This window comes from Pantoea sp. SGAir0175, from assembly GCF_043547855.1.
On record NZ_CP028081.1, the window covers coordinates 1,251,507 to 1,266,458 of the forward strand.

General features: G+C 55.5%; 14 protein-coding genes, 6 tRNA genes and 1 other RNA gene. 7 read left to right on the plus strand and 14 right to left on the minus strand.

Annotated elements, in window-relative coordinates; all coding sequences use genetic code 11:
• Nucleotides 1-35: 35 nt before the first annotated feature.
• The 5 genes from ptsI to cysZ all read right to left on the minus strand — a co-directional run bounded on the left by ptsI (nt 36) and on the right by cysZ (nt 4,443).
• Entirely contained in the window at nt 36-1,763 is a 1,728-nt protein-coding gene (gene ptsI, locus C1N56_RS05590; RefSeq protein ID WP_021508081.1) for a phosphoenolpyruvate-protein phosphotransferase PtsI, read from the minus strand.
• A gap of 159 nt (nt 1,764-1,922) precedes the next feature.
• On the minus strand, nt 1,923-2,180 hold the full coding sequence (gene ptsH, locus C1N56_RS05595) for a phosphocarrier protein Hpr (protein ID WP_007889063.1): 258 nt from the start codon (nt 2,178-2,180) through the stop codon (nt 1,923-1,925).
• Between the two features lie 178 nt (nt 2,181-2,358).
• A complete protein-coding gene (locus C1N56_RS05600; protein WP_159378601.1) occupies nt 2,359-2,553 on the minus strand; it encodes a hypothetical protein in 195 nt (64 codons plus the stop codon).
• Between the two features lie 16 nt (nt 2,554-2,569).
• Complete coding sequence (gene cysK, locus C1N56_RS05605) at nt 2,570-3,541, minus strand: cysteine synthase A (protein ID WP_021508083.1); 972 nt, start codon at nt 3,539-3,541, stop codon at nt 2,570-2,572.
• A 140-nt stretch (nt 3,542-3,681) separates the two neighbouring features.
• Nucleotides 3,682-4,443, minus strand: a complete 762-nt coding sequence (cysZ, locus tag C1N56_RS05610) for a sulfate transporter CysZ (RefSeq protein ID WP_021508084.1) — start codon at nt 4,441-4,443, stop codon at nt 3,682-3,684.
• A gap of 217 nt (nt 4,444-4,660) precedes the next feature.
• On the opposite strand from cysZ, the gene zipA reads away from it, so the two are divergent.
• From zipA to C1N56_RS05625, 3 genes are all read left to right on the plus strand, one after another.
• On the plus strand, nt 4,661-5,644 hold the full coding sequence (gene zipA / locus C1N56_RS05615) for a cell division protein ZipA (RefSeq protein WP_058775693.1): 984 nt from the start codon (nt 4,661-4,663) through the stop codon (nt 5,642-5,644).
• A gap of 72 nt (nt 5,645-5,716) precedes the next feature.
• Complete coding sequence (gene ligA / locus C1N56_RS05620; RefSeq protein WP_264442353.1) at nt 5,717-7,735, plus strand: NAD-dependent DNA ligase LigA; 2,019 nt, start codon at nt 5,717-5,719, stop codon at nt 7,733-7,735.
• 1 nt (nt 7,736) lies between these two features.
• The gene (locus C1N56_RS05625; RefSeq protein WP_021508087.1) at nt 7,737-7,955 is read left to right on the plus strand and encodes a DUF3820 family protein; all 219 of its coding nucleotides are present in this window, start codon (nt 7,737-7,739) and stop codon (nt 7,953-7,955) included.
• Nucleotides 7,956-7,986: 31 nt separating this feature from the next.
• Here the strand turns inward: C1N56_RS05625 and C1N56_RS05630 are convergent, their stop codons facing one another.
• Entirely contained in the window at nt 7,987-8,988 is a 1,002-nt protein-coding gene (locus tag C1N56_RS05630; protein ID WP_394517216.1) for a bile acid:sodium symporter family protein, read from the minus strand.
• A gap of 101 nt (nt 8,989-9,089) precedes the next feature.
• On the opposite strand from C1N56_RS05630, the gene C1N56_RS05635 reads away from it, so the two are divergent.
• A complete protein-coding gene (locus tag C1N56_RS05635; protein ID WP_021508089.1) occupies nt 9,090-10,010 on the plus strand; it encodes a LysR family transcriptional regulator in 921 nt (306 codons plus the stop codon).
• Here C1N56_RS05635 and C1N56_RS05640 read toward each other — a convergent pair.
• The 6 genes from C1N56_RS05640 to C1N56_RS05665 form a co-directional block, all read right to left on the minus strand.
• Entirely contained in the window at nt 10,007-10,363 is a 357-nt protein-coding gene (locus C1N56_RS05640; RefSeq protein ID WP_021508090.1) for a FlxA-like family protein, read from the minus strand. The two genes, C1N56_RS05635 and C1N56_RS05640, sit on opposite strands and share 4 nt — an antisense overlap.
• A 375-nt stretch (nt 10,364-10,738) precedes the next feature.
• Nucleotides 10,739-10,875: non-coding RNA, RtT sRNA (locus C1N56_RS05645), on the minus strand.
• 44 nt (nt 10,876-10,919) lie between these two features.
• Nucleotides 10,920-10,995 (minus strand) — tRNA-Lys (locus C1N56_RS05650).
• 4 nt (nt 10,996-10,999) lie between these two features.
• Nucleotides 11,000-11,075: transfer RNA gene (locus C1N56_RS05655), tRNA-Val, on the minus strand.
• A gap of 41 nt (nt 11,076-11,116) precedes the next feature.
• Nucleotides 11,117-11,192, minus strand: a tRNA-Val gene (locus tag C1N56_RS05660).
• A 41-nt stretch (nt 11,193-11,233) separates the two neighbouring features.
• Nucleotides 11,234-11,309 (minus strand) — tRNA-Val (locus tag C1N56_RS05665).
• 273 nt (nt 11,310-11,582) lie between these two features.
• Between C1N56_RS05665 and gltX the strand changes: the two genes are divergently transcribed.
• Nucleotides 11,583-13,004 carry a glutamate--tRNA ligase gene (gltX, locus tag C1N56_RS05670; protein WP_058776541.1) on the plus strand — a complete coding sequence of 474 codons (1,422 nt, stop codon included), beginning with the start codon at nt 11,583-11,585 and terminating at the stop codon, nt 13,002-13,004.
• Between the two features lie 83 nt (nt 13,005-13,087).
• Here gltX and C1N56_RS05675 read toward each other — a convergent pair whose 3' ends face one another.
• Nucleotides 13,088-13,441 carry a YfeC-like transcriptional regulator gene (locus C1N56_RS05675; RefSeq protein ID WP_058758359.1) on the minus strand — a complete coding sequence of 118 codons (354 nt, stop codon included), beginning with the start codon at nt 13,439-13,441 and terminating at the stop codon, nt 13,088-13,090.
• A gap of 111 nt (nt 13,442-13,552) precedes the next feature.
• Complete coding sequence (locus C1N56_RS05680) at nt 13,553-14,341, minus strand: formate/nitrite transporter family protein (protein WP_021508241.1); 789 nt, start codon at nt 14,339-14,341, stop codon at nt 13,553-13,555.
• Nucleotides 14,342-14,702: 361 nt separating this feature from the next.
• Here C1N56_RS05680 and C1N56_RS05685 point away from each other — a divergent pair.
• A tRNA-Ala gene (locus C1N56_RS05685) sits at nt 14,703-14,778 on the plus strand.
• Between the two features lie 44 nt (nt 14,779-14,822).
• A tRNA-Ala gene (locus C1N56_RS05690) sits at nt 14,823-14,898 on the plus strand.
• Nucleotides 14,899-14,952: the final 54 nt, after the last annotated feature.

The following is a 14,952-nucleotide window of genomic DNA, read 5'->3' on the forward strand; positions in this document are numbered from 1 at the left end:
TCCTAAGCAGTAATTTGGGGCCAGCGTCTCGTGGATCAGCAGAGCGTTTTTTCTTTGATGAACTTGTTCACCAGGTTCATCAAATCTTCCGCTGTGGGTTGAGCCAGAGCCTGCTCTGCCAGTGCCTTCGCATCTTCGAAATTGGTATTGCGAATGATCTTCTTGATGCTTGGGATTGAAATGGCACTCATGCTGAATTCGTCCAGCCCCATTCCCAGTAACAGTAGTGTAGCACGTTCATCACCAGCCAGCTCACCACACATGCCGGTCCATTTCCCTTCGGCATGTGATGCGTCGATCACTTGCTTGATGAGGCCCAGTACAGATGGCGTCATTGGGTTATAGAGGTGTGAAATCAAATCATTACCACGATCGACCGCCAGAGTATACTGCGTCAGGTCATTTGTCCCAATACTAAAGAAGTCGACTTCTTTCGCCAGATGGCGGGCAATCACTGCGGAAGCCGGGGTTTCCACCATGATGCCCACTTCAATGGACTCATCAAAGGCTTTACCTTCTTCACGCAGCTGTGCCTTCAGCATCTCCAGTTCAGCCTTCAGGAAGCGCACTTCTTCCACCGAGATGATCATCGGGAACATGATGCGCAGTTTGCCGAAGGAAGACGCACGCAGAATGGCGCGCAGCTGGGCATGCAGAATCTCTTTGCGGTCCATGGCGATACGAATCGCACGCCAGCCGAGGAACGGGTTCTCTTCTTTTGGCAGGTTCATGTACGGCAGATCTTTGTCGCCGCCGATGTCCATGGTACGCACGATCACGGCCTGGGAACCCATCGCTTCCGCCACGGCTTTGTAAGCCTGGAACTGCTCTTCTTCGCTAGGCAGCGAATCGCGGTCCATGAACAGGAATTCAGTACGGTACAGACCTACACCTTCCGCGCCGTTGCGCTCAGCACCGGCGACATCTCGCACGGTACCGATGTTGGCGCACACTTCAACCTGGTGGCCGTCCAGCGTAATCGCTGGCAGATCTTTCAGTTTCGCCAGCTCGTGCTTCTCAGACAGATACTGCGTCTGAATCGCTTTCAGCTCTTCCTGCACGTCATCGGTCGGATTGACGTAAATCTTGTTGTTCACGCCATCGATAATCAGGAAATCACCGTTTTTCACGGTAGCGGTCACGTTGCCGGTGCCGACAATTGCTGGCAGCTCCAGCGAACGCGCCATGATCGAGGTGTGTGAAGTACGGCCACCCAGATCGGTAATAAAGCCCAGCACCTTTTTCAGGTTCAGCTGTGCGGTTTCGGATGGCGTCAGATCTTTCGCCACCAGAATGGATTCGTCAGCAATGGCGCTCAGGTCAACGATATGCAGACCCAGAATGTTCTGCAGAAGACGCTTGCCGATGTCACGTACGTCAGCCGCGCGCTCTTTCAGATATTCGTCGTCGAGCTCTTCCAGCGCTTTCGCCTGGCCTTCAACCACAGAGTGGGCGGCGGCGTCAGCGGTTACGTGATCTTTTTTAATCAGGTCGATGATTTCCTGCTCAAGCTCTTCGTCTTCGAGCAGCATGATGTGACCTTCAAAGATCGCCGCTTTCTCTTCACCGAAGGTTTCACCGGCTTTCACACGGATGGCTTCAAGCTGCCCGGCTGCTTTGCTGCGACCGTCGAGGAAGCGCTGAACTTCCTGCTCAACCTGGTCGTCAGTAATCTTTTTACGGCTGATGACGATCTCGTCTTCCTTCAGCAGCAGTGCTTTGCCGAAAGCGATACCCGGTGATGCTAAAATGCCTGAAATCATAACCCTACCTTTTAATCACGATGGCTCATTGACCCAATGCGTTGCCACTGTCGCGGAGCAGTACTCTAAGGAAGCAATAACGCGGACAGGTTGTCCGCGATCAACATAATTGCACTCAATGGGGCAAAGGAGTCGGTTTAATGGCTTGCCGGAGCGGAATTACTCCAGTTCAGCCATCAGTTTGACCAGATGCTCAACCGCCTGCTGCTCGTCTTCACCTTCTGCAGAAAGCGTAACAACCGTACCCTGAGTCAGACCCAGAGTCTGCAGTTTGAACAGGCTTTTCGCGCTGGCAGATTTGCCGTTAGAAGTAACGGTGATTTCAGACTGGAAAGCCTTCGCTTCTTTCACGAACTGAGCTGCAGGACGGGTATGGAGGCCGTTAGGTGCGGTAATGGTAACTTCTTGCTGGAACATTCTATTTCCCCAACTTTATCAGGTTTGGTGTTATGGATCTAAAGTCTAGCCTGGAGCCGTAACTTTAGCCTGTGTAGGTGCGCTGGTACGGCATCACGCTGACCAAAAAATGCGCTTGAATGAAAAAGTCATTTTTTCGATGACGGATCAAAACTGCTGCAATACGTCACTTTGCTGATTATGCCGTGATTCGCCGTTTCACCAAATCAGTAAATCGATTCAGCTTGATCCACTTCAAAGGCAGATTAATTTCAGGCACCGAAATAATTGGCTGCTTAAATACCAGAGCCGCATCACTGAAATCAATCTGCCCGGTGATAAAAGTGAGATCTGCGCCACAAAAAAGCACCCATTTGGGTGCTTTTTTCATCATTTTCAGACTCTGGCGTTTACTGTTGCAGCTCTTTTTCGGTGAACAGATCGGCAAACAGTGCGGTACTGAGATAGCGTTCGCCGGAAGAGGGCAGAATCACCACGATATTTTTATTGGCGAAGGCTTCATCTTCCTGCAGCTTAAGGGCAGCCGCCACTGCTGCACCGGAAGAGATACCGGCCAGAATGCCTTCCTCTTCCATCAGTTGACGCGCGGTGCTGATCGCTTCTTCATTGGTGATGGCTACCACGCGATCAATCAGTTTCAGGTCAAGGTTGCCCGGAATGAAACCGGCACCGATGCCCTGAATCTTATGCGGACCCGGTTTGATCTCTTCTCCCGCCAGCGCCTGTGCGATGACCGGGGAATCCGTAGGCTCAACGGCCACGGTGATCAAATCCTGCTTGCCTTTGGTGTTCTTGATGTAGCGGCTCACGCCGGTCAGCGTACCGCCGGTGCCCACGCCGGCAATGAAAACGTCTACGGCGCCGTCAGTGTCTTCCCAGATCTCCGGGCCAGTAGTCTTTTCGTGAATTTCCGGGTTGGCCGGGTTGCTGAACTGCTGCAGCAGCACATATTTGTCCGGATCGCTGGCAACAATCTCTTCTGCTTTAGCGATGGCGCCCTTCATGCCTTTTGGCCCTTCGGTCAGCACCAGATTGGCGCCCAGCGCTTTCAGCAGCTTGCGACGTTCAATCGACATGGTCTCAGGCATGGTCAGCGTCAGCTTGTAGCCGCGCGCAGCGGCGACATAGGCCAGCGCAATGCCGGTGTTGCCGCTGGTTGGCTCTACCAGCTCAACGCCCGGTTTCAGAATACCGCGTTTTTCTGCGTCCCAAATCATATTGGCACCGATACGGCATTTAACGCTGAAGCTCGGGTTACGCGACTCGACCTTCGCCAGAATGCGTCCATTACCGATGCGGTTCAGTCGAACCAGCGGCGTATGACCAATTGTCAGAGAGTTGTCTTCATAGATCTTACTCATAGCCCGTCCTTAACTGTATGAAATATTGGGAACCCTCAGAGCATACCTGTTCTGACCCCCGGCGGAAGGAAAGAAATCGTATATCTATATAGCCTGCGACCATAAGCCTGATGCAAAAATGCATAAGGCTTTTTGATGCATTATAGATGACGCGCATGCTGGCTGCGGTAGCGATCGACCCACATGGCGGTCGCGCCGCATACCGCGACCGGCATGATGGCGAGATTGAGGATCGGAATCATGGTGAACAGACTGACCAGCGCGCCAAACTGCATATTGGCGGTTTTATGCTGACGCAGCGCGTTACGCATCTGAGGAAAACTGACTTTGTGGTTGTCGAACGGATAGTCGCAATATTGTATCGATAGCATCCAGGCGCTAAACAGAAACCACAACACCGGCGCCACGGTCTGGCCAAAGCCGGGGATAAAATAGAGCAGCAGCAGGCCCAGTGCGCGCGGCAAATAGTAGCCGAGCTTCTGTAACTCGCGCTTCATGATGCGCGGGATGTCTTTCATCATGCCGAGCCAGCCACTGTCCGGCAGGGGTTTTCCGGTCAGACGCCCTTCCAGCTGCTCCGCCAGCAGGCCGCAAAACGGCGCGGCAATCCAGTTGGCGATGGTGGAGAAGAAATAGCTGAATACCAGCACAATCGAAATCACCGACAGCGGCCACAGCAGATAGCTCAGCCACTGCAGCCAGTCCGGCACGTGCGACATCAGCCGGGGAATCCACTGGCCGAGGCGCTGAAACAGCCAGATAAACGCACCGCCCAGCAGCACAATGTTTACCAGCAGCGGAATGATGACGTAGCGGCGGATACCGGGCAGACGCACCAGTTTCCAGCCCTGGGCAAAATAATGAATACCATTCATGGATGAGACCGAATTCTCAGCGGGCATAGCGAGCCTTTCTCCTTTATGTAGCGGCGCCAACATCATAACCTGGCTTTTTATCGGTGACAGGCGCACTTTGCGCGAAAAAACAGCAAAAAAGCGTGGGGCAGCTATCTTATTTGTCAGAAAATACTGCACAGACTTGCACTTGTGTAGCTGGGCAAATACAGTTAGAGGATAAAGTTTGCCGTGGTGGCAAGGTATTGGAACAACAGAGAATACAATGATGCAGGATTTGCGTCTGATATTAATCGTTGTTGGCGCGATCGCCATAATAGCGCTGCTTCTTCACGGACTGTGGACCAGCCGTAAAGAGCGCTCTTCCGTGTTTCGCGATCGCCCGCACAAACGTCTGAAACAGCGTGAAGAAGCGGATGACGATGATCTGCTGAACAGCGAAGACGATGGCGTCGGCGAAGTACGCGTGCGTCGTCAGCGTGATGCCGAAGACGAGCCGCAGTTCGATGCGCCGGTCACCAAACCTGCTGCTCCGCGTGCGCCGGAACCGGTGCGTCAGCCGTTTCCACGCCAGGAAACGCCGTTAAGCGGCGATCCGCTGCTGGACGATGAGCCGGTACGTCAGCCTGCACCTGCGCCACAACCGCAGGCGCCGGTGGCGCAGCCCGTGCCACAGCCACAACCGATTCAGGCCGATCCGCTGCTGGATAATGAACCGCTGTCCGCCACCCAGCCGGCTCCGGAGTTTACCGCCGCCGAGCCTGAGGTTAAACAACCTGAACCTGCGCCTGTGCAGGAAGCTGCACCGCAACCGCAGCCCGCTGCGCCGGGCAGTAAAAAAGAAGCGGTGCTGGTGTTGCACGTTGCCGCGCATGCCGGTGGCGCACTGAACGGTGAAGCGCTGCTGCAGGGCATTCTGCAGGCCGGCTTCCAGTTTGGTGAAATGAACATTTTCCATCGCCATCTTAGCCCGGCCGGTAGCGGTCCGGTGCTGTTCAGCCTGGCAAACATGGTCAAACCGGGTTCGTTCAATCCGGATGAAATGGGCGATTTCACCACGCCGGGCGTCTCAATCTTTATGATGGTGCCGTCCTACGGTGACGCCAATCAGAACTTTAAGCTGATGCTGCAATCGGCACAGCGCATCGCCGATGATGTCGGTGGCGTGGTGCTGGATGATGAGCGTCGCATGATGACACCACAAAAGCTGGAAACCTACAAAGCACGCATCCGCGAGGTTATTGGCTAAGCGCCGCCAGCAGTATCACCCTTTAACTAAATAACCCCCGCTTGCCGGGGGTTTTTTATCGGACGAGAGAATATGACATCGGTTCAGGAGCAGATCACCGCGCTGCGCACCACGTTACGCCACCACGAATACCTCTATCACGTGATGGATACGCCGGAAATCCCGGATGCAGAATATGACCGATTGATGCGCGAACTGCGTGAGCTGGAGAGCGCGCATCCAGATTTAATCACCCCGGATTCTCCCACCCAGCGCGTTGGCGCGGCACCGCTTGCCACCTTTGAACAGGTACGCCACGAAGTGCCGATGCTGTCGCTCGATAACACCTTTGATGAAGCCGGATTTCTTGCCTTCAATAAGCGCGTGCAGGATCGCCTGAAAAGCACTGACGATCTCACCTATTGCTGCGAGCTGAAGCTGGATGGTCTGGCGGTAAGTTTACTGTATGAAAACGGCCTGCTGGTGCGAGCCGCCACGCGCGGCGATGGCACCACCGGCGAAAACATCACGGCGAACGTGCGCACCATTCACGCCATTCCGCTGCGCCTGCACGGCGACAATATTCCGGCGCGGGTAGAAGTGCGCGGCGAAGTATTTATGACTGAAAGCGGCTTTGAGAAGCTGAATGAGGAAGCGCGACGCACCGGCGGCAAAGTATTTGCCAACCCGCGTAATGCGGCGGCCGGCTCGCTGCGCCAGCTCGATCCGCGTATCACCGCGAAACGTCCGCTGACCTTCTTCTGCTACGGCTTTGGCCTGCTGGAGGACGGCGAAATGCCTGCCAGCCACTGGCAGCGTCTGCAACAGTTTAAGGCCTGGGGATTACCGGTCAGCGATCGGATTCGCCTGGTGCACACCGCAGATGAAGTGCTGGCGTTTTATCGTCAGGTTGAGCAGGACCGTCCGTCACTCGGCTTTGATATTGACGGCGTGGTGATCAAAGTCGACTCGCAGGCGCTGCAGGAGCAGCTGGGCTTTGTGGCCCGCGCACCGCGCTGGGCGGTAGCATTCAAGTTCCCGGCGCAGGAGCAGATGACGGTGGTGCGCGACGTTGAGTTTCAGGTCGGACGTACCGGCGCGATTACGCCGGTGGCGCGCCTCGAACCGGTGCAGGTCGCGGGTGTGATAGTCAGTAATGCGACGTTGCACAACGCCGATGAAATCGCCCGGCTGGGGCTGCGTATCGGTGACAAAGTGGTGATTCGCCGCGCCGGTGACGTGATTCCGCAGGTGGTCAACGTGGTGGAATCCGAACGTCCGGCGGATGCGCGCGAGATTGTGTTTCCCAGCCACTGTCCGGTTTGCGGTTCTGACGTAGAGCGTGTGGAAGGCGAAGCCGTAACGCGCTGTACCGGCGGGCTGATTTGCGGCGCGCAGCGCAAAGAGGCGCTGAAGCACTTTGTCTCACGCCGTGCGATGGACGTGGACGGCATGGGCGATAAAATCATCGACCAGCTGGTGGAAAAAGAGTACGTCAAAACCCCGGCCGACCTGTTCCGTCTTACCGCCGGCAAGCTGACCGGACTGGACCGCATGGGGCCGAAATCAGCGCAAAACGTGGTGGACGCGCTGGAAAAAGCCAAACTCACTACGCTGCCGCGCTTCCTGTATGCGCTCGGCATCCGCGAAGTGGGCGAGGCGACGGCGGCCAACCTGGCGAACCACTTTGGCGAGCTGGAAGAGGTCATGAACGCTGACCTTGATGCGCTGATTGCGGTACAGGACGTCGGCAAAGTGGTGGCAGCGCACGTGCGCAACTTCATGGAAGAGGAGAGCAACCGTGAAGTGATTCGCCAACTGACGGAGGAGGTGGGCGTGCACTGGCCGGCGGTGGTGGTGGTCAAAGCCGAAGAGATCGACAGCCCGTTCGCCGGAAAAACCGTGGTACTGACTGGCTCGCTGTCGCAGATGAACCGTGACGATGCCAAAGCGCGGCTGACGGCGCTGGGAGCCAAAGTCAGCGGCAGCGTATCGAAAAAAACCGATCTGCTGATCGCCGGTGAGGCCGCCGGTTCCAAGCTGGCAAAAGCGCAGGAGCTGGGGATTGCGGTGATCGATGAAGCCGAGATGATTCGGTTACTGGGCGCCTGAGATGGATAAGCAGCAGCTGGTTGAGATTGCCAATACCGCAATGCCGTTTGGCAAATACAAAGGGCGGATGCTGATCGATGTGCCGGAAGAGTATCTGCTGTGGTTTGCGCGTAAAAATGAATTTCCCGCCGGCAAACTGGGTGAGCTGATGCAGCTGACGCTGGCGATCAAAATCGAAGGCTTACAGGGCTTAGTTAAACCGCTCAAGCGCAGTGAATAAGTGACAGGCCCGCAATTGCGGGCCTGATGTTTTATGACTTCTGCGCTTCAATCTGTTGCTTCGCCAGCTTCTTCTCATTGCCGGCTTTATAGCGCTGGGCAATGAACGAGCACACCATCAGCTGGACCTGATGGAAGATCATCAGCGGCAGGACAATAATCCCCACTGCGCTGGCCGGGAACAGAATGTTAGCCATCGGCACGCCGTTTGCCAGGCTCTTTTTCGAGCCGCAAAACAGCACCACAATCTCATCCGCACGGCTAAAGCCAAACAGCCGGGAAGCGCCAAGGTTGATCGCCAGTGCGACGAACAGAATCAGCAGGCTGCCAGCCAGAATCCACAGCAGGGTATCAACGCCGACGCGATGCCAGATGCCGTTAACCACCGCTTCACTGAACGCCGAATAGACCACCAGCAGAATCGAGGTTTGATCGGTTTTGCCAATCAGGCTGCGATGCTTCTCCACCCAGCCACCAATCCAGCGGCGTGCCAGGTGGCCCAGCACAAAGGGCACCAGCAGCTGCAGCATGATTTTACCAATCTGCTCCAGGCCGTTACCCGGCGCATCGCTGTGCACATTCATCACCAGGTTAACCAGCAGCGGCGAAATAAAGACGCCCAGCAGACTGGAGGCAGAGGCAGCACACACCGCCGCGGCAACGTTACCGCCCGCCATGGAGGTGAAAGCAATCGCGGACTGCACCGTCGCCGGCAGGATACACAGGTAGAGGAAACCGGTATAAATCTCCGCGCCGACGTTAACCGGATGCCACCACACCAGCAGCAGGCCAAGGATCGGGAAAATGACGAAGGTACTGCACATAATCCACAGATGCAGCCGCCAGTGGCTGCTGCCGGCGATGATCTTCTCACGCGACAGTTTGGCACCGTGCATGAAGAACAGCAGGGCGATGGCCGCGGTGGTCAGATATTCGAAGAAATCGACAAACCCGCCTTTGGCTGGGAAGAAGCTGGCCAGCAGCACGGTGATGATGAGTTTGACCATCATCGGGTCAAGTCGTAAAACGCCCATTGTTACAATCCGGTTAAATGTAATAAATGATGCTGCTGATTGTGCGTCAGTCGCGTTTAGAAATAAAATTGATTTATTGCATTAATCTATGAGCGTAATCGATGAATTACACCTTACGACAGCTGCGCACCTTTGTGGCGGTGGCGCAGCACGGCAGTTTCAGCCAGGCAGGGCAGGCGATTGGGCTGAGCCAGTCGGCTGTCAGTCACAGTATTAAAGAGCTGGAAGCGGAGATGGGCGTACGGCTGCTGGATCGCACCACGCGCGAAGTGTTACTGAGTGAAGCCGGACAGCAACTGGCAACGCGGCTGGAACGACTGCTGGAGGAGCTCAATACCACGCTGCTCGATGTGCGCAGCTATGGCGAGCAGCGCAGCGGCACGGTGCGCGTGGCGGCCAGCCAGACGCCCTCGGCGCATCTGATGCCGCAATGTCTGGCCAGCAGCCAGCTGCGCTACCCCGACATTCGGGTGATTCTGCACGATCGCGTGCAGCAGTGGGTATTGCAGAGCGTGCGCAATGCGGAAGTCGATTTTGGCATCGTCATCGGTCCGCTGCAGGATGCGGATTTCGATAGCGAGGAGATTCTGCAGGAGCCGTTTTTACTGTTGTGTCATCAGGATGATGCGCTGGCGCAGGTGCCGCAGGCCCAGTGGTCAATGCTGGCTGGTCGCGCTATGGTGCTGCAGGATTACGCGTCGGGCAGCCGTTTGCTGGTCGATGCCGCATTGCAGCGGCTGGCGCTGAACGTGCAGGTGGTGCAGGAGATTGGCCATCCGGCCACGCTTTATCCGATGGTGGAAGCGGGCATTGGCATCAGTATCTTACCGGCACTGGCGCTGCCGCTGCCGTCTGGTCGTAAGCTGACGGTGCGCCGGCTCTATCCGGAGATCAATCGCAGCCTGATGCTGATTAAACGCAAAAACCGGTCACTCACCCCGGCAGCGGAGGCTATCTGGCAGGAAGTGCGTCAGCAGGCGGCGCTGCTGACGCAGGATCGCGCGCTTAATCCGGCGTTTTAAACATAAACGTCAAGTTGGTTGCTGTCGGTTGGGCGGTTGATACCATCCGCTTTCACTGCAGTAACCTCCTGTTTCTCCTGCTTCTGCTCCGCTTTCTCCTTTTCCTGCTTCTGCAACTGCTGGATTTGCGCCTGCAGCAGCTGAATCTGCGCGTTAATCGTCTCCTGCTTATCCTTTCTTTGCTTCTCGGTCAGGCTTTTGTCCTTCGCGATGTCTTTCAGTTCATCGTTCAGGCTGGCGATTTGTTTGGTCAGGCTGGCGATTTTCGAAGCGCTATCGCTACTGCCGGATGCGCTTCCGGATCCCGAAGTACTGCTGCTGCCAATATTGGTATTGGTCGAAATGGTGGTCATAACGTTCTCCTTGCAAATGTGCCCTTTCGTTATCGGAACGCAGCCGCTGCGGCTTGAGGGTGAGAGGTGTTAAATTTGCGAAAAGGTTTCGTCAGGAATGAGGATGAGGAAGGGGATAGGGCGGGCACGGCCTCAGGCAGAGCGGGTTCTTTCTTCATAGCTGAAGCAAAAAAGGCGCCCTGAGAACGTAAGAGCGGTCAGGTAAGGCAATCGCAAATCGCACACTATTCGTAGCGGCGCGATTAATCGCGCAATAAATTGCGCCGCTACCAAACGTGCAACCGTGGTTGAATGCAGTTGCAGCTTAGCTGATAGCCTGGGAAGTGGGATGTGAAGAAACGAAAAAAGCGCCCTGAGGGCGCTCTTTTCTGAATTTGGTGGGTCGTGCAGGATATGCCTCGGCCCATCCGGGGCCTCGCCCTGCGGGTGATGCTGGCGCATCAGCCTGAATCGCTCCCGGCGATTCAGTCGAACCTGCAGCAGGTTCTCATCCTGCACGTTCAGCATCGGCGCACAGAAACGAAAAAAGCGCCCTGAGGGCGCTCTTTTCTGAATTTGGTGGGTCGTGCAGGATTCGAACCTGCGACCAATTGATTAAAAGTCAACTGCTCTACCAACTGAGCTAACGACCCGAAGTGGTGGGTGATGACGGGCTCGAACCGCCGACCCCCTCCTTGTAAGGGAGATGCTCTACCAACTGAGCTAATCACCCACTTCGGTACTGCTTAACAAGAGTGTCATCTGACTAAGATATGGTGGGTGATGACGGGCTCGAACCGCCGACCCCCTCCTTGTAAGGGAGATGCTCTACCAACTGAGCTAATCACCCATATCTTATCTCTTGTTCACTGCGGGCCATCTCATTAAGAGTGGTGGGTGATGACGGGCTCGAACCGCCGACCCCCTCCTTGTAAGGGAGATGCTCTACCAACTGAGCTAATCACCCCCGCTGTGTGGAGTCGCATTATAGGGATCCTTCGAAGTGAGTCAACGCTTTTTAAAACATAAATGTGCGTTCGCTTTAAATTTAGACATCATGCAGCGCTTTTAGCCAATGTGCTGGTTTTATTAGCAGAAAAACGCACTTCTGCCCGCGCCGCCAGCGTGACAGTGATTGAGGAATCAGCCTCACCTGCTAGAATATGCGCACTGTTTTTCCGCGTTAACCCGTTTTTTTGTCATCCAGACAACGAAACCTGCGCATTTAAGGCAATGCTGAATGAAAATCAAAACTCGCTTCGCACCCAGCCCGACGGGCTACCTGCACGTCGGTGGTGCGCGTACTGCGCTTTACTCATGGCTTTATGCTCGCCATAACCAGGGCGAATTCGTCCTGCGTATCGAAGATACCGACCTGGAGCGCTCCACGCCGGAAGCGATCGAAGCCATTATGGATGGGATGAACTGGCTCAATCTCGACTGGGATGAGGGCCCGTACTACCAGACCAAACGTTTCGACCGTTATAACGACGTTATCGACGAAATGCTGGAAGCCGGTACTGCTTATAAATGCTATTGCTCGAAAGAGCGTCTGGACGCGCTGCGTGAAGAGCAGATGGAAAAAGGCGAGAAGCCCCGTTATGACGGCCGCTGCCGCGACAGCCATGAACATCATGCTGCCGATGAGCCGTGCGTGGTGCGCTTCCGCAACCCGCAGGACGGTTCGGTGATTTTTGACGATCAGATTCGTGGTCCGATCGAATTCAGCAACCAGGAACTGGATGATCTGATCATCCGCCGTACCGACGGTTCACCGACCTACAACTTCTGTGTGGTGGTCGACGACTGGGATATGGGCATCACGCACGTTATTCGTGGTGAAGACCATATCAACAACACGCCGCGTCAGATCAACATCCTGAAAGCGATTGGTGCGGAAGTGCCAACTTATGCGCACGTATCCATGATCCTTGGCGATGACGGTAAAAAGCTGTCCAAGCGTCACGGCGCAGTGGGCGTCATGCAGTATCGCGACGACGGCTACCTGCCGGAAGCGCTGCTTAATTATCTGGTGCGCCTCGGCTGGTCACATGGCGATCAGGAGATTTTCAGCGTGGCGGAAATGACCGAACTGTTCACCCTCGATGCGGTGAGCAAATCGGCCAGCGCCTTCAACACCGAGAAACTGCAGTGGCTCAATCACCACTACATTAATACGCTGCCGCCGGAATATGTCGCGACCCAGCTGCAGTGGCACATCGAGCAGCAGAATATCGATACCCGCACCGGACCGGAGCTGGCGAAGCTGGTGACGCTGCTGGGTGAGCGCTGCAAAACGCTGGTCGAAATCGCCGCGTCCTGCCGCTACTTCTATGAAGAGTTTGACGCGTTTGATGCGGATGCAGCGAAAAAGCATCTGCGTCCGGTGGCGCGTCAGCCGCTGGAAGTGGTGCGCGACAAGCTGGCGGCCATCAGCGACAGCGACTGGAATGCGGAAAACGTGCATCACGCCATTCAGGCTGCTGCGGATGAACTTGAGCTCGGCATGGGCAAAGTCGGTATGCCGCTGCGCGTTGCCGTAACCGGTGCCGGTCAGTCGCCTGGACTCGACGTGACGGTGGAAGCCATCGGCCGCAGCCGCAGCGTGGCGCGTATCGAAAAAGCGCTGGCGTTCATCGCGGAGCGTGAAGCACAGGCCTGATTGAGCTGAACAGCGGCCTGTCAGGCTGCTGTGATGAGGCAGGCAACAAAAAAGCCGGAAGCATCTCACTGCTTCCGGCTTTTCTATTCTTCCTGGATTCCTAACCGCTGTAATACGCCCCTGATCCCTTCCCGCAATAACAGCGCCGCCAGTTGTTCCTGTTCGGTGGCCGTCATTTGCTGGACAGAATTTATTAATAACGCAGGTAACGTATTTTGCTGAGCGCCGTAATTCGCCGCCGGTTCGTTTGCATGGCGGGTGGACTGAATGAAGCTTTTGACACGCTCATCAATGTGGATTAATCGCGCCTTACCGCCCTGTACACCGGGCTTGGGCGTGGTCGTCCAGTTTTCACGCTTGATCCATTTATTCACCGTCTGCCGACTGTAGCCCGTTTCCAGCGCGAGCTCTTCGGGAGTGAGCCATTCCTTTTTCACGATGCTGTCCCTGTTAAATACATTAGCTCTACATATTACAACAAAACGTTACGGGGAAAAGTAATCAAGGCAGAAAATGCCTTTTGCTGTGCGACAAAAGGCAAAATCGGTTTACTGCGCTTCGCTGACCGCCGCCTGTGCCGGACGGAAGGCGAGGAAATAGGTGAGGCCGACAAAGATCGCACCGCCCACACCATTGCCTAAAAATACCGCAACCACGTTAGGTGCAAATTCTGCCCAGCTCATCTGACCGGCAAAAATTGCGGCAGGCACGATAAACATGTTGGCCACCACGTGCTGGAAACCGATTGCCACGAAGGCCATCACCGGGAACCACATGCCGAAGATTTTGCCGACCATATCTTTACTGGCGAAGGCCAGCCACACCGCCAGACACACCAGCCAGTTGCAGCCGATGCCGGAGATGAACGCGTGCATGAAATCGGCGTTCACTTTGGCATGGGCGATCGCCACGGTTTTCTTCAGATAGTCGCCTTCGGTCATGCCGAGCAGATGGCCGAAGAACCATGCTACCGCAACGCTGCCAATAAAATTGGCGATGGTGACCCAAAACCAGTTACGCAGCACGCTGAAACCGCTAATGCGGCGCGCGAACCAGGCAATGGGCAGCGTCATCATGTTGCCGGTCAGCAGTTCGCCACCCGCCAGCACGGTCAGAATCAGTCCGACCGGGAATACCGCCGCACCGAGGAAGCCGGCAAACGAGCCCCATTCAGCAGGCAGCTGGTTAATAACGTGCAGATCGAGCAGGAAGCCGGTGGCGATAAACGCGCCAGCCATAAAGCCAAGAATTAATAAGGTGGAAACCGGCAGACGGCTTTTAGCCACGCCGGCCTGAATCGCCAGTTGCGCGATCTCTTTAGGTGTATGCAGCGACATAGTTCACTTTTCTTTTATTAAACAAGGAGGACGTGCTGGCCGGTTAGCGAGTGAATACCCTGGACGGCTAACCGGTTAATTAGCGCGCTAAGTTTTACACGCACCATTAACGAAAACAAGCCTGACGCTAACATCTTTAACCTAAAGTTAACCTCGGCGTGGTGCACCGTTGAGGCGGCGTTGAGATAACGGCTGAGGGCAGGGATGACGAGCACGCGCTGCGCTGAAAAAAAAGCCACGGCGACACAGGGTTGCCGCCTTTTTCAGCGATCGCACGCAGAACGAGAATTTGCCGTTGACACTCAAACAGCGGTCTCATATTATGCCGTCCGTCGAGGTAACTCGGCGGTTTTTTCGGTACGGGGCTATAGCTCAGCTGGGAGAGCGCTTGCATGGCATGCAAGAGGTCAGCGGTTCGATCCCGCTTAGCTCCACCAAACCGCTCCCAACGGTTTGCACTGAAAAAACGAATTCCAGATGTGGGGGTATAGCTCAGCTGGGAGAGCGCTTGCATGGCATGCAAGAGGTCAGCGGTTCGATCCCGCTTATCTCCACCAATTCTCTGTTCGTTCAGAACAAACGTATTCAAAACCCGATAATAATACTGCCCG

Excerpts from the sequence above, each read along its gene's own strand:
- cysK (WP_021508083.1), bottom strand. The coding sequence starts at position 3,541 with ATGAGTAAGATCTATGAAGACAACTCTCTGACAATTGGTCATACGCCG.
- C1N56_RS05625 (WP_021508087.1), top strand. The coding sequence starts at position 7,737 with ATGGATAAGCAGCAGCTGGTTGAGATTGCCAATACCGCAATGCCGTTT.
- gltX (WP_058776541.1), top strand. The coding sequence starts at position 11,583 with ATGAAAATCAAAACTCGCTTCGCACCCAGCCCGACGGGCTACCTGCAC.
- ligA (WP_264442353.1), top strand. The coding sequence starts at position 5,717 with ATGACATCGGTTCAGGAGCAGATCACCGCGCTGCGCACCACGTTACGC.
- cysZ (WP_021508084.1), bottom strand. The coding sequence starts at position 4,443 with ATGCCCGCTGAGAATTCGGTCTCATCCATGAATGGTATTCATTATTTT.
- ptsI (WP_021508081.1), bottom strand. The coding sequence starts at position 1,763 with ATGATTTCAGGCATTTTAGCATCACCGGGTATCGCTTTCGGCAAAGCA.
- C1N56_RS05640 (WP_021508090.1), bottom strand. The coding sequence starts at position 10,363 with ATGACCACCATTTCGACCAATACCAATATTGGCAGCAGCAGTACTTCG.
- C1N56_RS05680 (WP_021508241.1), bottom strand. The coding sequence starts at position 14,341 with ATGTCGCTGCATACACCTAAAGAGATCGCGCAACTGGCGATTCAGGCC.
- C1N56_RS05630 (WP_394517216.1), bottom strand. The coding sequence starts at position 8,988 with ATGGGCGTTTTACGACTTGACCCGATGATGGTCAAACTCATCATCACC.
- C1N56_RS05600 (WP_159378601.1), bottom strand. The coding sequence starts at position 2,553 with ATGATGAAAAAAGCACCCAAATGGGTGCTTTTTTGTGGCGCAGATCTC.
- zipA (WP_058775693.1), top strand. The coding sequence starts at position 4,661 with ATGATGCAGGATTTGCGTCTGATATTAATCGTTGTTGGCGCGATCGCC.
- C1N56_RS05635 (WP_021508089.1), top strand. The coding sequence starts at position 9,090 with ATGAATTACACCTTACGACAGCTGCGCACCTTTGTGGCGGTGGCGCAG.
- ptsH (WP_007889063.1), bottom strand. The coding sequence starts at position 2,180 with ATGTTCCAGCAAGAAGTTACCATTACCGCACCTAACGGCCTCCATACC.